Below are 18,391 nucleotides of genomic sequence, written 5' to 3' on the forward strand. Positions count from 1 at the left end.
GGCGGCAAGACCTTCCTGGAGCGCATTTCGCAGTACGGGCTGGACCCGGACGCGCCGGCGGTGCGGCAGTGGGCCAGCCTGACCACGCAGCTGCGCGGCTTTCCGCGCCATCTGTCGCAGCACGTGGGCGGCTTTGTCATTGCGCGCCACAAGCTGTCGCGGCTGGTGCCGATCGAGAACGCGGCCATGGAAAACCGCAGCGTGATCCAGTGGGACAAGGACGACCTGGAGTCGCTCGGCCTCTTGAAGGTGGACGTGCTGGCGCTTGGCATGCTCTCTGCCATCCGGCGCGCGCTCGCGATGATCCCCACGCGCTCGGGCGCGCCGTACCGGATGGAAGACGTGCCCAAGGAGGATCCGCAAACCTACGACATGATCTGCGCCGCCGACACAATCGGCGTGTTCCAGGTGGAGTCGCGCGCGCAGCAGTCGATGCTGCCGCGCCTCTTGCCGCGCAAGTATTACGACCTGGTGGTGGAAGTCGCCATCGTGCGGCCCGGGCCGATCCAGGGCGGCATGGTGCATCCCTACCTGAAGCGGCGCGAGCAGGTGCGGCGCACCGGCAAGCTCCCCGTGTATCACAACCAGGTGATCAAGGACGTGCTGGGCCGCACGCTCGGCGTGCCGATCTTCCAGGAGCAGGTGATGCAACTGGCCATCGACGCCGCCGGCTTTACGCCGGGGCAGGCCGACCATCTGCGCCGCTCCATGGCGGCGTGGCGGCGCAAGGGCGACCTCAAGCAGCACCAGGATGCGCTGGTCAAAGCGCTCACCCGCAACAACTACCCGGAGGCTTTTGCGCTGGCCATCTGCAAGCAGATCGAGGGCTTTGGCGAATACGGTTTCCCGGAAAGCCATGCCGCCAGCTTCGCCAAACTGGTCTATATCAGCGCGTGGATCAAGTGCCACCATCCGGCGGCCTTCCTGTGCGCGCTGCTCAATAGCCAGCCGATGGGGTTCTACTCGGCGTCGCAACTCGTGCAGGATGCGCGTCGGCACCACGTGCGCACGCATCCGGTGGACGTGACGGTGAGCGGCTGGGAAAGCACGCTGGAGCCTGCGGCGAGCGGTGCGGCAGCGCTCGCCCGCCAGCGCGCCCAGCCGGTGGTGCGGCTTGGCCTGAACCGCGTGAACGGCATGCGCGAGGCAGCGGCCGGGCGTATCGAACGGGCCCGCGCCGAGGCGCCGTTCGCCAGCGTGGAAGACCTGGTGCTGCGCGCGCGGCTGGACCGGCACGACATCGACGCGCTGGCCGCGGCCGATGCGCTGGCCAGCCTCGCCGGGCATCGCCGCCAGGCGCGCTGGCAGGCCCGCGCCGCCGCGCTGCAGGCCGCGCATCACGACCTGCTCTATGAGGCGCCGCCGGCCGAGAGCGAGCTATCGCTGCCGGCGCCGCGCCTGGGCGAGGAGGTGGCGGCCGATTACGCCAGCACGGGCCTGTCGCTCAAGTCGCATCCGCTGGCGCTGCTGCGGCCGCGGCTCGCCGCGATGCAATACGCCACGGCGCAGGACTTGTCCCGCTGCGGCAACAACCGGCAGGTGCGCGCCTGCGGCATCGTCACGGTGCGGCAGCGGCCATCCACGGCCGGCGGCACCATCTTTACGTCGATCGAGGACGAGACCGGCGCCATCAACGTGATCCTTTGGCCCGACCTGATCGAGCGCCAGCGCAAGGAAGTGCTGGGCGCGAAGCTGTTGGGGGTGATCGGCACGTGGCAGCGCCAGGGGGAGGTCAGGCATCTTGTGGCACAGGAACTGGTGGACCTGAGCCCGCTGCTGGGCCGCCTGATGGTGTCCAGCCGCGATTTTCACTGACTATTCACCGCGCTACGACGTTATTGCGCGGGCGCCTCTTGCCCACGCGCCTCGCAGCGCCGCGTGCGGTTCATCTCCCCCTGCCAGCCGACCGCGCGCAGCAGCGCGTAGCCGTGCTCGGTAATGCGCGGACACCAGCGGTCGGCCGCGCATTCCTCCAGCGACACGAGGCCGCGTTCGAGCAGTGCTTCCAGGTCCACGGGATCGAGTTCCAGTCGATCCTGTACATCGTGGACCAGCAGCAAGGTGGCAAATTCGTGGGGGCTTAACATCGCCATCTCCTGGGGTTGAAATCCTGATCGTGCGGCCCGGCAGGGGCAGAACCTGCCTACGGAAAGACAGTGCTCAGCGGCATTGGTTCAGGTGTTTCTAATCATCCTTGCCAGCCCGCCGCGCTGCTTTCGCGGTCCCTTCGTTGTACGTCGGTTTTGCGTCTGTATTGTGTCAGCCTGATCTCCGCTCCTTGCTCTCATGGGTTGGTTCTTCGCCCGTTTAGCGGGCATCCTGCACCTGCTTTGTGCCGTTTCCGCCCCGCCCTTGTGCGTGCGAAAAAAGTCGCGAAAACGCGCTTCAGTCAGCGTTGAGCCGGCCGATACAAGACCCATGCAAGCGAATTATTCGGGATCCTCATGGCCATTTTTCTCTCCCCCGCCGTGCGCCTGATGGCGCGCCTCACCATTACCCGCAAGCTGCTGTTGCTGGCCATCCTGTTCCTCATTCCGCTCGGCGGCGCGCTCTATGCGGTGCTGAGCCTGTCGGCGCAATCGATTCGCGCCTCGCAGGACGAATTGCGCGGCCTGGCCATCGTCGACCGCGCGCTCGATTTCATGCGCGAGACGCAGGTCCGTCGCGGCGCGGCCAATGCCGTGCTCGCTGGCAACGCGGCGTTTCGCGCCACGTTTGACGGCGCGGATGCGAAGGCCGCCGCACACCTTGGCGCGCTGATGCAGCAAGCGGGCGAGGCGGCGCGCTTCGATGTCATGCCGGACGCACGCAAGCTTGAGCAGTCATGGCAACGCATGCATGAAACGGGCCTGAACATTACAGCCGGCCCGCTGTTCGATATGCATAGCGCGCTGGTCAAGCAGACGCGGCTGTTTATCGGCGATGTGGCGGACCGCTCTTCGCTCGCGCTCGATCCCGACAGCGGCTCGTACTACCTGGTGACGCTGATGGTGGGGCAGATGCCCAAGCTGGCCGAGCTGAGCGCGCTGGCGCGCGGCAGGGGCGCGGCCATCATCAGCCAGGGCGGATACTCTGACGCGGCGCAGCAAGCCGAGCTGGCCGCGCTGGGCGAGCAGATCCAGGACGGCCTGGAATCCGTGCGGCGCGACATCGACCGCGTGATGCGCGGCGCTCCGGCGTATCGCCCGCGGGTGGAGGGCGCGCTGGCGCAACTGGCCGCCATGGACGCCTTCTACCGCACGCTGAAGGAAAAGATGCTCGGCAGCGGCGGCATCGCCATCGAGGCCAAGCCCTATTTTGACGAAGCGACGGCCGCCATCAACGCGGTCTCCTCGGTCAACAAGGCATTCTCCGGGATTGCCCACGACATGCTGGAGCAGCGCATCGCCGCCGAAATGCTGCAGCTCGAGGTGCTGGCCGGGGTGGCCCTGCTGGCCGTGGGCGCGGCGTTCTACCTGTTCGCCGGCTTCAGCCAGGGCATGCGCGATGACGTGCGGCAAGTGGCCAGCATGGTGGACCGGATCAACGCCGGCGACCTGGCCATCACGCTGGAGGTACGTGGCAGCGACGAGCTCAGCCACGTCAAGCGGCACCTGCTGTCGCTGGTGGACACCTGGCGCGCGCTGATCGGCGATACCAAGGCCGGCGCGCACAACGTGCTGGTGGCCGCCGGCGAGATCGCGCAAGGCAACCTGGATTTGTCGCAGCGCACGGAGGAGCAGGCCTCGTCGCTGCAGCAGACCGCTGCCAGCATGGAGCAGCTCACCGCGATCGTGCGGCAGAACGCCAGCAGCGCGGACCAGGCCAGCGTGCTGGCGGGCGAGGCCTCCGACATCGCGGTGGCCGGCGGGACCTCGGTGGGCCGCGTGCTGCAGACCATGGGCGAGATCGAGGCCGACTCCAAACGCATCGTCGACATCATCGCGGTGATCGATGGTATCGCGTTCCAGACCAATATCCTGGCGCTCAACGCTGCGGTGGAAGCAGCGCGCGCCGGCGAGTACGGGCGAGGCTTTGCCGTGGTGGCCACCGAGGTGCGCAGCCTGGCGCAGCGTGCCGGCAGCTCCGCCAAGGAGATCCGCACGCTGATCTCGCAATCGGTGCAGCGGGTGGCAGCCGGCTCGGCGCTGGCTGGCGACGCCACCGCCACCATGGACAGCATCGTCGCCGCGGTCAAGCGCGTGACCGCCATGATGGACGAGATCAGCCGCGCCTCGCAGGAGCAGAGCAGCGGCATTGCCCAGGTGAACCAGGCCGTGACGCAGATGGATCAGGTAACGCAGCAGAATGCGGCGCTGGTCGAGCAGGCCGCCGCCGCGGCCGATGCGCTCAAGGAGCAAGCGCAGCGCATGGAGCGCTCGATGGCCGTGTTCCGGCTGGATCCGGCGATCGCGGCCTAGTATCGTTTCAGCGCCGGTTGGCGATCCAGATGCCGGCCACGATGGCGCCCAGGCCGGCCGCGTGATACCAGCGCGGCCAGTCGCCCAGCAGCGCGGAAGACATCAGCGCGGCAAAGACGGGCGTGAGCGTGAAGAAGAACACCGGCAACTGCGTCCCGGCGCGGGCAATGGCACGGTCCCAGGCAAAGTAGGCCAGCAGCGAAGGGATCGTTGCCACATAGACCAGGATGCCGAGCACCTTGCCGTTCCAGTGGATCGGCGCGCTCGCCGACAGCAGCTCCCAGGCGACGAACGGCACGCTGGCCAGCACGCCCGCCACGATCTGCGCAAACAGCAGCACCGCCAGCGGCAAGTCCGGGCGCTTCTTGCGCAGCAGCCACGTGTAAGCGCTCCAGGTGATGGTGCCCGCCAGCATGAACAAATCGCCGGCCACGAAATCCAGCTGGGCCAGCCGCCCAGGCTCCCCGCGCAGCATTACCACGCCTACGCCGGCCAGGCACAGCAGGGCGCCCGCCACATGCCAGCCGCGCACCCGCTCGCGGAAGAACAGCGCGCCGATGATCAACAGGAAGATCGGGGCGGAAGCGCCGATCAGCGTGACGTTGATTGGCGACGAGGTGGTCAGCGCCAGGTACTGCATGGCGTTGTACACCGAGACGGAGAGCATGCCCATCGCGGCAATCACGCCGGCATGCTGCCGCAGTTTGGCGGCATGCTCGCGCACGCCCCGCCAGACATAGGGTGCGAGCAGCAGCCCGGCCAGCGCCCAGCGGGCAAAGTTCAGCGTGATCGGCGGGATGGCGCCGGCGGCGTAGTGGCCGACGATGGCGTTGCCGGCCCAGCTCAGCGGGGGGAAGGTCAGCAGGCCAAGCGTGGTCCAGTCGAGCCGGGCGCGGCCCGTGGCGGAAGCGGTCATCGGAGGGTTGTCGTCCTGTACGTATTCTTGTTGTTCTGTTTTCTGCCGGCATTATGCCGCAGGCGCCAATTGCAAACGATTGTCACCGGCGTGTCATTGGCGGATGCCTTGCGCTAGTCTTCCCACCATCCGGATACGAACTGTTACATAGCGCTGTGTATTCGCTGTCAACACGTGCTGCCACCGGGCCGTTTTTACAGGCAACGCGCAAGTTGCGCGCCTCACCTGGAGATAAACATGAAGAAGGTACTCGCCATCCTGACCCTCGGACTCTTCGCTGCCGGCGCGTTCGCCCAGGCCCCTGCCGCCGACGCCCCCAAGGCGCCTGCCAAGGTCGAAAAGAGCGCGCACAAGAGCAACAAGGCACACGGCACCAAGCATACCAAGGCGGCAACGCCGGCCAAGTCCGCCGCGCAGTAATGCGCGGGTTCAGGGTGCGCTCCGCTGGGGGCGCATCCCTTTTTCTTTTCTCCTGACGCCATGCACCTGATCTGGACCATTCTCATCGGCTTCGTTGCCGGGCTCGTAGCGCGTGCCATTACCCCGGGCAACGGCCCTAGCGGGTTCTTCCTGACGGCCGCGCTTGGCATTGGCGGCGCGTTAGCGGCCACCTTTCTCGGGCAAGCCCTGCATTGGTATCGCCCGGGGCAATCGGCAGGCTTTATCGGCGCCGTGGTAGGCGCGGTGATCCTGCTGCTGGCCTATCACCTGATCAGCAAGAAGAGCTAGGCCCCGAGTTGTCGAGGGCTAGACTCCAAGAGCAAGAACCAAGAAGCAAGAAGCAGCACCCGCAACGCAGATCACGGAACCCGATCATGAGCCTGATGGATTTTTTGCAGAACGCAGCCTCTGCCCTTGGCGGCAACCCCGAGCAGCAGGTGGACCACATCGCGCAGAACGCCCCCGAGGGCGCGCTTGGCCAGTTGCTGGCCGGCGCTTTCCGCTCGGACCAGACTCCGGCCTTCGGCAATATGGTGGGGGAGTTGTTCGGCCAGTCCAATGGCACGCAGCAGGCGGGCATGCTTAACCAGCTGCTGGCAACGCTAGGCCCGGCGGTGTTGTCCGGCGCGGCAGGCGGCGCACTGGGCAATCTGCTGCAGCCCGGCGCGACCCAGGTCACGCCCGAGCAGGCCAGCCAGCTGACCCCGGCGCAGGTGCAGGAGATCGCCGCCCACGCCGAGCAGGTCCATCCGGGCATCGTCGACCAGATCGCCGGCTTCTACGCGCAGCACCCCACGCTGGTCAAGACCATCGGGAGCGCCGCGCTGGCCATAGCGCTGGCCAAGTTCAAGGAACACCAGCAGGGCTGAGTGCCTGGCCTGATCTAAAGGTCAGTTCCCCAGCATCAAGGCCCGCAACCGGGCCTGCGCCAGCTTCAGTCTTGGCGTGGCCGTTCAGGCCTTGCCGCAGCTTGTTCAGCTCGGCCTGCACGGCCGGGCTTCGCACTTTCATGAAGGAGCCGGTGACTTCGATCTGGCCCTGTTGGTGTTGCATGCGCCCCGAGCGCTCGGCATGGGGCGGCGTCTTCAAGGCATTTCCACCTGCAGCCGCGCCAGCGTGCGCAGCAGGTTCTCGTCATCGGGCGAAAAGTGGGTCGCCATCGCAAACGCGGCGCGTGCCTCGTCCTTGCGATCCAGTTGCCACAACACTTCGCCCTTGTGCACCAGGCCTTCCACCCGCGCACCCAGGTCGGCCTCGGTACCCTCGCCGAAGGCGGCCAGCGATTGCTCCATGTAGCCGAGCGCCTGCTCGGGCTGGCCCAGTCGGAATAGCGCCCAGCCTTTGCTGTCGAGGATAAAAGGGTTGTCCGGCGTCTGAGCCAGCGCCTCGTCGATCATGGCCATGCCGCGCCCGACCATCCAGTTCGCATCGACCAGCGCATAGCCGACCTCGTTCAGGCTCTCCTTCGCGAGCGGCGCCAGGCCAAGCGCGATATCCAGCTGCCTGTTGTCCCGGCCGGCGATCGCCAGGTCGATCAGCTTGCGCCGCACGCGCCCCTGGAAATCCGCGCCGAGTTCGTCCTTGCCGGCCTCGTAGCTAGCCAGCATCTGTCGGAAGACGGCCGCCGGCCCGGCGCTGGCGGGCAGGGCGGCGATGGTAGCGGACTGGCGCTTGCACCAGGCATATTGGGCCGGTTCCATGCTGCCAAACGCATAGTCCAGACTGATCGTCTGGGCCTTGTAGCTTTGCGCATAGTAGGTATAGCCACGGCTATCCGTCCTGTTGCAGAACAGGAAACCGTCCTTGAGGTCGAGCACGTAGGCCAGGCCGGCCATCGGATGGTTGCTGGTCTCGCCGCGCATCGAGAACGCCTCCCCGAAATCTCCCTCGCCGACAATCGGGTTGAGGATCCACTTGTCCTTGGGATAGCGCTTTGGCAGCCGCACCGACACGGTATTGCCTTGCTTGTCGGTCACCCCAAAGATCACGCTGTCCTGCTCATCCGACTTGGGGATGATGCCGGCGATCCGCTGGCCCGGCAGGAACAAGCGGTAACGGGCCTCGGGCAGGGGCTGGCCGGTGGCCGGATCGCGCAGCACGAAGCGATGCAATTGCGAGCCTTCGCCAAGCGTACCGGGCGGACGGTAGTCCCGGGCCAGGGCGGTGGTGCAGAGGGTGGCAACAGATAAGAGGATGGCGGTTTTCAGATACAGCGGGTTGCTTCTCATTGCCTATGGAATTGAAGGGTTTGGGCGAGTTTCTGAGAGGACGGCTTGGCCGGAATCTCGCGTGAGTGGTGATTTTATCGGTTTTTATATTTCTGGCGTAATTCGGCGGCGGCCACCCATATGGAAAACAGTTCTGCCGGGGCCGCGGCGCCCACCACGAAACCAAGGCGCAGATAGCAAGCCGTACGCTAATGCCGGTACGGCAGGGCATCAACCTGCAGGACGCCCGCCGCCAGAGACAAAACCACGAAACCAACCACACCCGAAACGGCGCAGCCCCTCGCGCCGCGAACGGCAGATGGCCGAACGCGCACCGCACGCGAGGTCAGGGGCCTCACCACGAAACCCGTGGGTCATGCAGTTTCGATGACCTCCAGGCCGGTAGGACACGCCAGCCAACACTCAGGGCCGTACGACGCAACCACAGAGGCAAAAACAGCCTTATTGCTCTGCCCCCGGCAGGGCGGCTTTCTTTTCGTTAGTTTTCTTTGCCGGCCGGTCAAAGAAAAGTGACCGGCAGCCCCCGCAGGGGGATGTCGTACGGCACTTGGGTGCAAAAGCCAACTCCGCCCGCGAACCTCCAAACCTCGAAACCTCCAAAACCCTACCCAAACACCTCCCGAATCATCCCCCCAATCTCATGCCGCCGAGCCACCGGCATTCGCGAAGCCGTAGACACAATACTGATCGCCGCCTCCCCGGCAAATGGCAAAGCAAACGCATACCCCACCCCAGCCACACCCCCCGCACCAGCCAACGCATACCCCAGCTTCCGACTGCGCTCCACACCGCGCTGCAGCTTGAGCAAGCTAAGCCCGCTACCTTCGTACTCAGCCCGATGCCGCTCATAATGCGCAACGATCTCCTCATCCTCCAGCTTGGCCAGCAACGCCATACTGGCAGTCCCCTGGCCCAGCAGCCGCGTGCTCCCGGCAAGCAGATGAAAATGCTGCACGCGGTGGCTGCCTTCCTCGGCATGCATGCAGTAGCCATGGTCGCCAATGCGCACGATCAGGAACACCGTATCGCCCGTCTTGCGCGCTAGCGCCTTCATGCGCGTGGCGCAGGCGCTGGCCAGTGGCGAGCGGTTCATGGTGCGCAGGCCGAGCGCCATGGCGGCCATGCCCAGCCGGAAGCGCTTGCCTTGCTCGTCCTGCACGGCAAAGCCGGCGTGGGTCAGGTAGCGCAGCATGCGGTGGGCCGTGGTGCGGTCGATGCCGGTCTGTGCCACCAGTTGCGGCAAGGTCAGGCCTGACTCGTGGTGTTCGGCCAGCAGGCAGAGCAGGGTAAACGCGCGGTCCAGGCTCTGGACGCCGGGGATGGCTGGGGACGGCGGGGACGGCGGGGACGAGGGCACAGGCAGCATCCAGAGGTGCGTCAAAGACGAGTTTGTGCACATTATGCACAAATCGCCATGTTGCGCTTGTCGTGCCACCGTGGGTGGTTTGCAATCGATGCATTCCTTGTCCTTTGCCGAGCGCCATGCTTCCCATCGAGTCCCGGATCGATCCCGCCAGTCCCGCCTTTGCCAGCCAGCGCACCGGCATGCAAGCCCTGATCGAGCGGCTGCGCGCGCTGGAGCAGCGCGCCGTCGCGCATTCCGAACGTGCCCGCCCGTCCTTCGCCAGGCGCGGTGCGCTGCTGCCGCGCGAGCGCCTGGCGCGCTTGCTGGATCCCGCCACCGCTTTCCTGCCGATCGCCAACCTGGCCGGCTATGGCATGGACGATCCCGATCACGAGACCTCCATCCCCGGCGGTTCGCTGGTGGCCGGCATCGGCTTTGTCCGCGGCGTGCGTGCGATGGTGGTGGCGACCGATTCCGGCATCGATGCCGGCGCCATGACCGAGGGCGGCAACCTCAAGCTGATGCGCTGCCAGGAGATCGCCCTGGAGAACCGCCTGCCGTTCATCCACCTGGTGGAGTCGGCCGGCGCCAACCTGCGCAAGTACCGCGTCGACAAGTTCGTGCGTGGCGGCGGCATCTTCTACAACCTGGCGCGCCTGTCCGCTGCCGGGCTGCCGGTGATCACGGTGGTGCACGGGTCGTCCACGGCAGGTGGCGCCTATATGCCGGGCCTGTCCGACTACGTGGTGATGGTGCGCGGCCGCGCCCGCGCCTTCCTTGCCGGGCCGCCGCTGCTCAAGGCCGCCACCGGCGAGATCGCCACCGATGAGGAGCTGGGCGGCGCGGACCTGCACGCCACCGTTAGCGGCCTGGCGGAGTTCCTGGCCGAGGACGACGAGCACGCCATCGCGCTGGCGCGCGACGTGGTGGCCAGCCTGGACTGGCCAGCCGTGGCGCCGCGCCAGCCCCAGCCGGCGCAGCCGCCCCGGCTGGAAGCGGGCGAGCTCGATGGCGTGATGACGCTGGATGTGAAGAAGCCCGTGGACATGCTGGAGATCATCGGCCGCATCACCGACGATTCCGCGTGGCTGCCGTTCAAGCCGGACTACGGCGCGGCTACCGTCTGCGGTCGTGGCCGCATCGAGGGCCATGCCGTGGGCTTTATCAGCAACAACGGCCCGATCGACCCGGCGGGCGCGACCAAGGCCGCGCAGTTCATCCAGGCCTGCAACCAGAGTGGCACGCCCATCGTGTTCCTGCAGAACACCACCGGCTTTATCGTCGGCCGCGCCTCGGAGGAGGCCGGCATGATCAAGCACGGCGCCAAGATGATCCAGGCGCTGTCGAACTCCACCGTGCCGCAGATCACGATCTATTGCGGCGCATCGTTCGGCGCGGGCAACTTCGGCATGTGCGGCCGCGGCTTCCGCCCGCGCTTTTGCTTCTCCTGGCCCAACGCGCGCACCGCGGTGATGGGCGGCGAGCAGGCCGCCATGACGCTGGAGATCGTGGCGCGCCAGCAGGCCGAGCGCAAGGGCGTGGCGGTGGACGAGGCGCGCCTGGCGCAGCAGACCGGCGAGATCGTCGCCAACTTCGAGCGCCAGGCGAGCGCCTTCATCACCAGCGGGCTGTTGCTGGACGACGGCGTGATCGACCCGCGCGACACCCGCGCCGTGCTGGCCTTCGTGCTGGCCACCGCCCGCGAGTCGGAGGCGCGCACGCCGCGCGCGATGCAGTTTGGCGTGGCGCGGTTTTGATCGCCGCGCCTCGAACACACAGATAAGAAACCGGAGACAAGCAACATGCTCTACACCGAAGATCATCGCAACATCATGGACAGCATCCGCCGCTTCGTGTCGGCCGAGATCGATCCGCATGTCGACGAGTGGGAAGCCGCGGAGATTTTCCCCGCGCACGCATTGTTCAAGAAGATGGGCGAGCTCGGCTTGCTCGGCATTACCAAGCCGGTGGAATATGGTGGCCTTGGCCTCGATTTCTCGTACGCCGTGGCGGCTGCCGAGGCCCTGGGCTACGTGCATGCGCAGGGCATCGGCATGGCGGTGGGCGTGCAGACGGACATGGCCACACCGGCCCTGACCGCCTTCGGCTCCGACGCGCTCAAGCGCGAGTTCCTGGCCCCAGCCATCACCGGCGAGGCCGTAGCGGCAATCGGCGTGTCGGAGGCCGGTGCCGGCTCCGACGTGGCGTCCCTCAAGACGCGTGCGCGCCGCGATGGCGACGACTACGTGATCAGCGGCTCCAAGATGTGGATCACCAACGGCACCCAGGCCGACTGGATCTGCCTGCTATGCAATACCTCCGATGGCCCGGTGCACAAGAACAAGTCGCTGATCATCGTGCCGCTCAAGCAAGGCGGCAAGCGCACGCCCGGCGTGGAGGTGCAGAAGATCAAGAAGTTCGGCATGTGGTGCTCCGACACCGCGCAGATCTTTTTCGACGAAGTGCGGGTGCCGGCGCGCAACCGCATCGGCGACGAGGGCATGGGCTTTATCTACCAGATGAAGCAGTTCCAGGAGGAACGCCTGAACGGCGCGGCCCGCCGGCTCGCCTGCAACGCGCTGATCGAGGAAACCACCGACTACCTGCGCCAGCGCATCGCCTTTGGCAAGCCCTTGCTGGACAACCAGTTCATCCAGTTCAAGCTGGCCGAGCTCAAGACCGAGATGGAAGCCCTGCGCGCGCTGGTCTATATGGCGACCAAGACCTACATCGACGGCGGTGACGTGGTGGAGCTGGCGTCCATGGCCAAGCTCAAGGCCGGGCGGCTGTCGCGCGAGGTGGCCGACTGGTGCATGCAGTTCCAGGGCGGCATGGGCTACACATGGGACAACCATGCCTCGCGCGCTTATCGCGATTTCCGGCTCGGCTCCATTGGCGGCGGCGCCGACGAGGTGATGCTGACAGTGATCGCCAAGCAGATGGGGCTGATGGCGAAGGGCTGAATGCCGGCCCTCGCCATTTTCCTTGTCGTTGTCGTTGTTATTGCCTACCGTTCCACGCATTCCTATTTCCCCAGCCATGACCAACGCAGTCAGTACAGATGTCGCCGATACCGCCAATGACACCCACGCCGTGATCGTGCGTGAGGTCCACGGCGTGTTGTTCGTAACCCTCAACGTGCCTGCCACCCGCAACGCGCTTGCTCCGGAAGTGGTGGCCGCACTGGCGCGCGCCGTGGAGCGCGCCGAGGCCGATACCACCGTGCGCGCGCTGGTGCTGCGCGGCGCCGGCGGCTTTTTCTGCGCGGGTGGTAACGTCGGCAACTTCAAGGCGCGGCTGGACGCGAGCGATGCGCCTGAGGATCCGTTGGCGAGCCGCAACCGCGAGTTCGGCTTTTTCATGCAGCGCCTGGCCGCGCTTCCCGTGCCCGTGGTGGCGGCGGTGGAGGGCGCGGCCATGGGTGGCGGCATGGGCCTGAGCTGCGCCGCGGATATCGTGCTGGCCACGCGCGACGCGCGCTTTGCCTTGTCCGAGACATCGCTGGGCATCATCGCCGCGCAGATCGCGCCCTTCGTGGTGGCGCGCATCGGCGCGGCGGCCACGCGGCGCCTCGGCTTGTCCGGCGAGCGCGTGAACGGCGACACGGCCGTGGCGCTGGGGCTGGTCGACGCGCTTGCCGAGGACGGCGCGGCCCTGGATACGTTGCTGGCGGACTGGCTGACGCGCATCTGCCGCTGCGGGCCGCAGGCCAACCGCGCCTTCAAGCCGCTGGTGGCGCGCATCGGGCAGGTCGCGCAGGGCGCCTTGCTGGACGAAGCCTCGCACCTGTTCGCGCAATGCATGCGCGGCGAAGGCGCCGAAGGCATCCAGGCCTTTCGCGACAAGCGCGATGCTGCGTGGGTGGCGCGCTTTGACGCCGCCGCCGTGCGCGCGGCCCAGGCTACGCAGGGCTGAACGCACACCACACTAATTCGATACTCCGCATCCCGAGACGCCCCATGTCCGCTACCTGCCGACCCTTCCATACCTTGCTCGTCGCCAATCGGGGCGAGATCGCCATGCGCATCATGCGCACGGCGCGCCGCCTTGGCCTTGCCACCGTGGCGGTCTACTCCGAGGCCGATCGCCATGGCCCGCACGTGGCCTGCGCCGACCGCGCCATGCGCATCGGCGACGCCGCGCCGCGCGCGTCCTACCTGAACATCGCCGCCATCGTCGAGGCGGCGCGCAGCAGCGGCGCGGATGCGGTGCATCCCGGCTACGGCTTCCTGGCGGAGAACGCGGAGTTTGCCGACGCGGTGACGCAGGCGGGCCTGGTCTTCGTCGGCCCGCCGGCTGCCGCCATCCGCGCCATGGGCAACAAGGCCGAGGCCAAGCACCTGATGCTGGCGGCGGACATGCCCTGCATCCCCGGCTACCAGGGCGAGGCGCAGGACGATGCCGCGCTGCTGCAGGCCGCCGCGCCGATCGGCTTTCCGCTGATGGTCAAGGCCGCGGCCGGCGGCGGCGGGCGCGGCATGCGCCTGGTGCACGACGCCCATGCCTTGCCCGGCGCACTGGCAAGCGCCCGCTCCGAGGCCACGGCCGCCTTCGGCTCCGGCCAGCTGATCCTGGAGCGCGCGGTGATCGCGCCGCGCCACGTGGAGATCCAGGTCTTTGCCGACACGCAGGGCCATGTGATCCACCTGGGCGAGCGCGACTGCTCGGTGCAGCGCCGCCACCAGAAGGTGGTCGAGGAAGCGCCGTCCCCGGCGGTGTCGCCCGCGCTGCGCGCCCGCATGGGCTGCGCGGCGGTGCGCGCCGCGCAGGCCATCGGATACGTGGGCGCCGGCACCATGGAATTCCTGCTCGATGGCGACGGCAACTTCTACTTCATGGAGATGAACACGCGCCTGCAGGTGGAGCACGCCGTGACCGAAGCCATCACCGGCTTCGACCTGGTCGAATGGCAGCTGCGCGTGGCTGCCGGCGAGTCGCTGCCGGTCACGCAGGACCAGGTGGCGCTGCGCGGCCATGCCATCGAGGTCCGGCTGACCGCCGAGGACGTGGCCGCCGGTTTCCTGCCGCAAGGCGGGCCCGTGCTGCGCTGGCGCGCGCCGGGCGCGGGGCACGATGTGCGCGTGGATCACGCGTTGCAGGAGGGCGGCGAGATCCCGGTTTACTACGATTCGATGGTGGCCAAGCTGGTAGCCCATGGCGCCACCCGCGAGGAAGCACGCCGCAAGCTGCTGCGCGCGGTGGAGCAGACGGTGCTGCTGGGCGTGGCCAGCAACCAGGGCTTCCTCGCCGATTGCCTGGCGCACGACGCCTTTGCGGGCAACCAGGTGCATACGGGATTTGTCGATACGCATATGCAGGCCGCGCTGCGGGCAACCCGGCCAGCGGTGGCGCAGGTGGCCTGCGCGGCGCTGGCCGCCGCCGGGCTGCTGTCGGCATCGGCACGCCCCGCATTGGTGGCGCCGGGATGCAGCCTTGGCTTGCAGGCGGGAGAGCAGCAGTGGCGCGTAGACCTGCGTGCCGTCGCGCAAGGCTGGGAGGTGGCGGTGCACGAGGGCGACAGCACGGCCGCCGAGACCGTCGACGTCCGCGTGCTGCGCGCCGATGTGGAGCAAGGCAGCGCGCTGGTGGAATGCAACGGCATGGCGTTGCCGCTGGTCTTCGCCGCTGATGGCGATGCCGTGCACTTGTTCAGCGCGGGTCGCGCATGGCGCTTCGCGCGCCTGGACCCGCGCCAGAAAGGGCGCAAGCCCGGCGACGCCGAGAGCGCCGGCGAGCTGCTGGCGCCGCTCACCGCACGCATCGTGGCCGTGAAGACGGCCGCAGGCGAGCCGGTGCAGGCGGGCCAGGTGCTGGTGGTGCTGGAGGCCATGAAGATGGAGCACGCCATCGTTGCGCCGTTCGACGGCGTGGTGGCGGAGCTGCATGCCAGGGAGGGCGGGCAGGCGCGGGCCGGCGGCTTGCTGGTCAAGGTGGATGGAGCCGAAAAAGCATGAACAGCATGAACAGCACACCCGGCACACCCGGCACACCAAATACAGCACGCACCGTCCGCATAGGCGGCGCCTCCGGCTTCTGGGGCGATTCCGCCATCGCCACGCCGCAACTGCTGGACGTTCACGGCCTGCAATACCTAGTCTACGACTACCTGGCCGAGACCACCATGTCGATCCTGGCGCGCGCCCGCGCCAAGGACCCCGCGCTGGGCTATGCCACCGACTTCGTGCAGGCCGCGATGGCGCCGCATCTCGGCCAGATCCTGGCGCGCGGCATCCGCGTGATTGCCAATGCTGGCGGCCTCAACCCCCAGGCCTGCCGCGACGCGGTGATGGCCGCCGCCGGGCAGCAAGGGCTGGCGCCCAGGGTGGCGGTGGTCAGCGGCGACGACGTGATGGCCGCCTTCGAGGGCTGGCGCGCCGCAGGGCTCACCGATCTGTACACGGGCGCCACGCCGCCCGCCGAGCTGATGTCCGCGAACGCCTACACCGGCGCGCAAGGCATCGCCCGCGCGCTGGCCATGGGCGCCGATATCGTCATCACGGGCCGCTGCGTCGACAGCGCCGTTGTGGTCGGCGCGCTCGCCCACGAGTTCGGCTGGCAATGGGACGACTGGGACCGGCTCGCGGCCGGCACGCTGGCCGGCCACGTGATCGAGTGCGGGGCGCAGGCCACCGGCGGCCTGTTTACCGACTGGCAGCGCGTGCCGGACTGGGATCGCATTGGCTACCCGGTGATCGACTGCGCGCAGGACGGCAGCTTCGTGCTCTCCAAGCCCGAGGGTACCGGCGGCCTGGTCGATCCCGCCGCCGTGGCGGAGCAGGTCCTGTACGAGGTGGGCGACCCCGGCAACTACCTGATGCCTGACGTCACCTGCGACTTCCGCATGGTGCGCACCCATCTGCTGGCCCCCGGGCAGGTGCGCGTGCACGGCGCCCGTGGCCGCGCGCCCGGCGCCAGCTACAAGGCCAACGGTACCTGGCAGGACGGCTACCAGCTCAGCCTGATGATGGCGATCCGCGGCATCGACGCGCCCGCCAAGGCCCGCCGCACCGCCGACGCGCTGCTGGCGCGCACCCGTGCCATGCTGGCCGCCAACGGCTTCGCGGACTACAGCGATACCGTGGTGGAACTGCTCGGCTGCGAATCGCAATACGGCCCGCATGCGCGCGCCTTGCCGACACGCGAGGTGGTGCTGCGCATCGGCGCGCGGCATGCGCAGGCCAAGGCGCTGCGCTTGCTGCAGCGCGAAGGCTCGTCGGCGGGCACATCGATGGCCGCCGGCACCCGCTCGTCCTTTGCCGGCCGCGTAGATATCCAGCCGGTGGTCAAGGTGTTTTCCTTCCTGGCGCCGAAGGCGGAAGTGCGGATGCAGATCGCAATGGACGGCCAGACGGAGGAACTTGCCTGCGCCGCCGTCGTGGGCGAGCCGACGGCGCCGGCCTTGCTGGCGGCTACGCCAGCACCAGCCATTCCCAACGGGCCGCGCGTAACCGTGCCGCTGGTCGCGCTGGCCTATGCGCGCAGCGGCGACAAGGGCGACGACGAGAACATCGGCGTGATCGCGCGCCAGCCAGCTTATCTGCCGCTGCTGCGCGAGCAGCTCACCCCGGCCGCGGTGCGCGGCTATTTCGCGCATCTGGTCGAGGGCGATGTGGCGTGCTTCGAGGTGCCCGGCTTGCACGCCCTTAACTTCCTGCTGCACCGCGCGCTGGGCGGCGGGGGCGTGGCCAGCCTGAGCTCCGACCCGCTCGGCAAGAGCTACGCGCAGATGCTGCTCGATTTTCCGCTTACGGTGCCGCAAGACTGGGCGTAGACCAGCGGCTGCTATTGCATAACATCGGCCGCCAGACAATCAGGGCGGACCGAAGCCATCCAGACCTGATGGAGGAGACATGAAAAAAACCACGACACCCAGCTTGCTGACAGACCTGCGATATGGCCGGTTTGCTCCCCGGTTTGCTCCCCTCTACCACTTGTGGGAGAGGGGCCGGGGGAGAGGGCGGGCGCTCGCACATAGCGAGGACGCCCACATCGTAGAAACTCCCGCCCTCGCCCCCAACCCCTCTCCCGCGCGCGGGAGAGGGGAGCCCCGTCCCCGCAGCCCGTGGCTCGACGCATGCCTGCTGGCCACCGCGCTGGCTTGCGGCCTGTGCGCCACGGCACGCGCCGATGCGCCTTATCCGTCAAAGCCGGTGCGCGTGGTGGTGCCCTACACCCCGGGCGGCGTGTCCGACGCCGTCACGCGGCTGGTCATGCAAAAGCTGGCCGAGCGCCTCGGCCAGCCCGTGGTGGTGGAGAACCGCCCGGGCGCCAACGGCATGATCGGCTCCGACAACGTGGCCAAGTCCGCGCCGGATGGCTACTCGCTGCTGGTGGTGGTGGCCGCGCATGCCATCAATCCCAGCCTCTACCCCAAGATGAGCTACGACCCGGTCAAGGACCTGACCGGCGTCAGCCAGATCGGCCGCATCCCGCTGCTGCTGGTGTCCAGCGCCCAGTTGCCGCCCGGCAGCGTGAAGGAGCTGGTGGCCTGGGGCAAGGCCAATCCCGACAAGATGACCTACGCCTCCAGCGGCAACGGCTCCGGCGCGCATCTGGCCGGCGAGCTGTTCTCGCAAGCCGTCGGCATCAAGATGACCCACGTGCCCTACAAGGGCGTGTCGCCGGCGCTGCCGGACCTGTTCTCCGGGCAGGTGGCGATGATCTTCGATTCCGTGCAGACCATGATGCCGCAGGTGAAAGCCGGCAAGCTCAAGGCGCTGGCGATTACCAGCCCCGCGCGCTGGCCAGCCGCGCCCGACGTGCCGACCATGGCCGAGGCAGGCTACCCGGCGGTGACGGCTAGCAGCTGGATCGGCCTGATCGCGCCCGCCCGGACACCGAAGCCGGTGCTGGCAAAGCTCTCGACCGAAATGGACGCCGTGCTGCACCAGCCGGACGTGAAGGCGCGGCTGATCGAGTACGGGATCGATCCGGTGGGCGGGACGCCCGACCAGTTCCAGGCATTTATCAAGGAAGAAGCCGGGCGGTGGGGCGGGGTGGTCAGGAAGGGCGGCATCCACGTCGAGTGAAGGGGACAGCCGTCGCCATGGCGCGCGGCTTT

16 protein-coding genes are annotated in these 18,391 nt (G+C 67.8%); 11 read left to right on the forward strand and 5 right to left on the reverse strand.

Translation table 11 applies throughout. The features are described 5' to 3' along the window. Positions 1-1,815 (forward strand): helix-hairpin-helix domain-containing protein (locus ACYP5B_RS39530; RefSeq protein WP_459573255.1); only part of this gene is annotated, 1,815 nt, incomplete at its 5' end. 20 nt (positions 1,816-1,835) lie between these two features. Here the strand turns inward: ACYP5B_RS39530 and ACYP5B_RS39535 are convergent. Beyond that, the gene (locus ACYP5B_RS39535) at positions 1,836-2,087 is read right to left on the reverse strand and encodes a hypothetical protein (protein ID WP_459573256.1); all 252 of its coding nucleotides are present in this window, start codon (positions 2,085-2,087) and stop codon (positions 1,836-1,838) included. Between the two features lie 357 nt (positions 2,088-2,444). Here ACYP5B_RS39535 and ACYP5B_RS39540 point away from each other — a divergent pair, with 357 nt between their 5' ends. Beyond that, the gene (locus ACYP5B_RS39540) at positions 2,445-4,400 is read left to right on the forward strand and encodes a methyl-accepting chemotaxis protein (protein ID WP_459573257.1); all 1,956 of its coding nucleotides are present in this window, start codon (positions 2,445-2,447) and stop codon (positions 4,398-4,400) included. Positions 4,401-4,407: 7 nt separating this feature from the next. Here ACYP5B_RS39540 and ACYP5B_RS39545 read toward each other — a convergent pair whose 3' ends face one another. Then, complete coding sequence (locus ACYP5B_RS39545) at positions 4,408-5,316, reverse strand: DMT family transporter (RefSeq protein ID WP_459573258.1); 909 nt, start codon at positions 5,314-5,316, stop codon at positions 4,408-4,410. Between the two features lie 237 nt (positions 5,317-5,553). Here ACYP5B_RS39545 and ACYP5B_RS39550 point away from each other — a divergent pair, with 237 nt between their 5' ends. From ACYP5B_RS39550 to ACYP5B_RS39560, 3 genes are all read left to right on the forward strand, one after another. Continuing rightward, positions 5,554-5,736, forward strand: a complete 183-nt coding sequence (locus tag ACYP5B_RS39550) for a hypothetical protein (protein WP_318233184.1) — start codon at positions 5,554-5,556, stop codon at positions 5,734-5,736. 60 nt (positions 5,737-5,796) lie between these two features. Then, positions 5,797-6,045, forward strand: coding sequence for a GlsB/YeaQ/YmgE family stress response membrane protein (locus ACYP5B_RS39555; protein WP_017230370.1), 249 nt, complete (start codon positions 5,797-5,799; stop codon positions 6,043-6,045). 86 nt (positions 6,046-6,131) lie between these two features. Then, complete coding sequence (locus ACYP5B_RS39560) at positions 6,132-6,626, forward strand: hypothetical protein (RefSeq protein ID WP_318233185.1); 495 nt, start codon at positions 6,132-6,134, stop codon at positions 6,624-6,626. Here ACYP5B_RS39560 and ACYP5B_RS39565 read toward each other — a convergent pair. The 3 genes from ACYP5B_RS39565 to ACYP5B_RS39575 all read right to left on the reverse strand — a co-directional run bounded on the left by ACYP5B_RS39565 (position 6,604) and on the right by ACYP5B_RS39575 (position 9,342). Continuing rightward, complete coding sequence (locus ACYP5B_RS39565) at positions 6,604-6,846, reverse strand: hypothetical protein (protein ID WP_459573259.1); 243 nt, start codon at positions 6,844-6,846, stop codon at positions 6,604-6,606. The two genes, ACYP5B_RS39560 and ACYP5B_RS39565, sit on opposite strands and share 23 nt — an antisense overlap. Continuing rightward, positions 6,843-7,985, reverse strand: coding sequence for a tetratricopeptide repeat protein (locus ACYP5B_RS39570; protein WP_459573260.1), 1,143 nt, complete (start codon positions 7,983-7,985; stop codon positions 6,843-6,845). The genes ACYP5B_RS39565 and ACYP5B_RS39570 overlap by 4 nt, the downstream gene beginning before the upstream one ends. A gap of 604 nt (positions 7,986-8,589) precedes the next feature. Beyond that, entirely contained in the window at positions 8,590-9,342 is a 753-nt protein-coding gene (locus ACYP5B_RS39575) for an IclR family transcriptional regulator (RefSeq protein WP_459573261.1), read from the reverse strand. A 125-nt stretch (positions 9,343-9,467) separates the two neighbouring features. Between ACYP5B_RS39575 and ACYP5B_RS39580 the strand changes: the two genes are divergently transcribed. The 6 genes from ACYP5B_RS39580 (at position 9,468) to ACYP5B_RS39605 (ending at position 18,359) form a co-directional block, all read left to right on the forward strand. After that, positions 9,468-11,087 carry an acyl-CoA carboxylase subunit beta gene (locus tag ACYP5B_RS39580; RefSeq protein ID WP_459573262.1) on the forward strand — a complete coding sequence of 540 codons (1,620 nt, stop codon included), beginning with the start codon at positions 9,468-9,470 and terminating at the stop codon, positions 11,085-11,087. A 45-nt stretch (positions 11,088-11,132) separates the two neighbouring features. Continuing rightward, positions 11,133-12,293, forward strand: coding sequence for an acyl-CoA dehydrogenase family protein (locus ACYP5B_RS39585; RefSeq protein ID WP_459573263.1), 1,161 nt, complete (start codon positions 11,133-11,135; stop codon positions 12,291-12,293). 76 nt (positions 12,294-12,369) lie between these two features. Then, on the forward strand, positions 12,370-13,245 hold the full coding sequence (locus ACYP5B_RS39590) for an enoyl-CoA hydratase/isomerase family protein (protein WP_459573264.1): 876 nt from the start codon (positions 12,370-12,372) through the stop codon (positions 13,243-13,245). 44 nt (positions 13,246-13,289) lie between these two features. Then, positions 13,290-15,284 carry an acetyl/propionyl/methylcrotonyl-CoA carboxylase subunit alpha gene (locus tag ACYP5B_RS39595; RefSeq protein ID WP_459573265.1) on the forward strand — a complete coding sequence of 665 codons (1,995 nt, stop codon included), beginning with the start codon at positions 13,290-13,292 and terminating at the stop codon, positions 15,282-15,284. A gap of 5 nt (positions 15,285-15,289) precedes the next feature. Then, positions 15,290-17,101, forward strand: a complete 1,812-nt coding sequence (locus tag ACYP5B_RS39600) for an acyclic terpene utilization AtuA family protein (protein WP_459573280.1) — start codon at positions 15,290-15,292, stop codon at positions 17,099-17,101. 79 nt (positions 17,102-17,180) lie between these two features. After that, positions 17,181-18,359, forward strand: coding sequence for a Bug family tripartite tricarboxylate transporter substrate binding protein (locus tag ACYP5B_RS39605; RefSeq protein ID WP_459573266.1), 1,179 nt, complete (start codon positions 17,181-17,183; stop codon positions 18,357-18,359). Positions 18,360-18,391: the final 32 nt, after the last annotated feature.

This window comes from Cupriavidus sp. 8B (assembly GCF_054589115.1).

Excerpts from the sequence above, each read along its gene's own strand:
- ACYP5B_RS39535 (WP_459573256.1), bottom strand. The coding sequence starts at position 2,087 with ATGTTAAGCCCCCACGAATTTGCCACCTTGCTGCTGGTCCACGATGTA.
- ACYP5B_RS39540 (WP_459573257.1), top strand. The coding sequence starts at position 2,445 with ATGGCCATTTTTCTCTCCCCCGCCGTGCGCCTGATGGCGCGCCTCACC.
- ACYP5B_RS39545 (WP_459573258.1), bottom strand. The coding sequence starts at position 5,316 with ATGACCGCTTCCGCCACGGGCCGCGCCCGGCTCGACTGGACCACGCTT.
- ACYP5B_RS39550 (WP_318233184.1), top strand. The coding sequence starts at position 5,554 with ATGAAGAAGGTACTCGCCATCCTGACCCTCGGACTCTTCGCTGCCGGC.
- ACYP5B_RS39555 (WP_017230370.1), top strand. The coding sequence starts at position 5,797 with ATGCACCTGATCTGGACCATTCTCATCGGCTTCGTTGCCGGGCTCGTA.
- ACYP5B_RS39560 (WP_318233185.1), top strand. The coding sequence starts at position 6,132 with ATGAGCCTGATGGATTTTTTGCAGAACGCAGCCTCTGCCCTTGGCGGC.
- ACYP5B_RS39570 (WP_459573260.1), bottom strand. The coding sequence starts at position 7,985 with ATGAGAAGCAACCCGCTGTATCTGAAAACCGCCATCCTCTTATCTGTT.
- ACYP5B_RS39580 (WP_459573262.1), top strand. The coding sequence starts at position 9,468 with ATGCTTCCCATCGAGTCCCGGATCGATCCCGCCAGTCCCGCCTTTGCC.
- ACYP5B_RS39585 (WP_459573263.1), top strand. The coding sequence starts at position 11,133 with ATGCTCTACACCGAAGATCATCGCAACATCATGGACAGCATCCGCCGC.
- ACYP5B_RS39590 (WP_459573264.1), top strand. The coding sequence starts at position 12,370 with ATGACCAACGCAGTCAGTACAGATGTCGCCGATACCGCCAATGACACC.
- ACYP5B_RS39595 (WP_459573265.1), top strand. The coding sequence starts at position 13,290 with ATGTCCGCTACCTGCCGACCCTTCCATACCTTGCTCGTCGCCAATCGG.
- ACYP5B_RS39600 (WP_459573280.1), top strand. The coding sequence starts at position 15,290 with ATGAACAGCACACCCGGCACACCCGGCACACCAAATACAGCACGCACC.
- ACYP5B_RS39605 (WP_459573266.1), top strand. The coding sequence starts at position 17,181 with ATGAAAAAAACCACGACACCCAGCTTGCTGACAGACCTGCGATATGGC.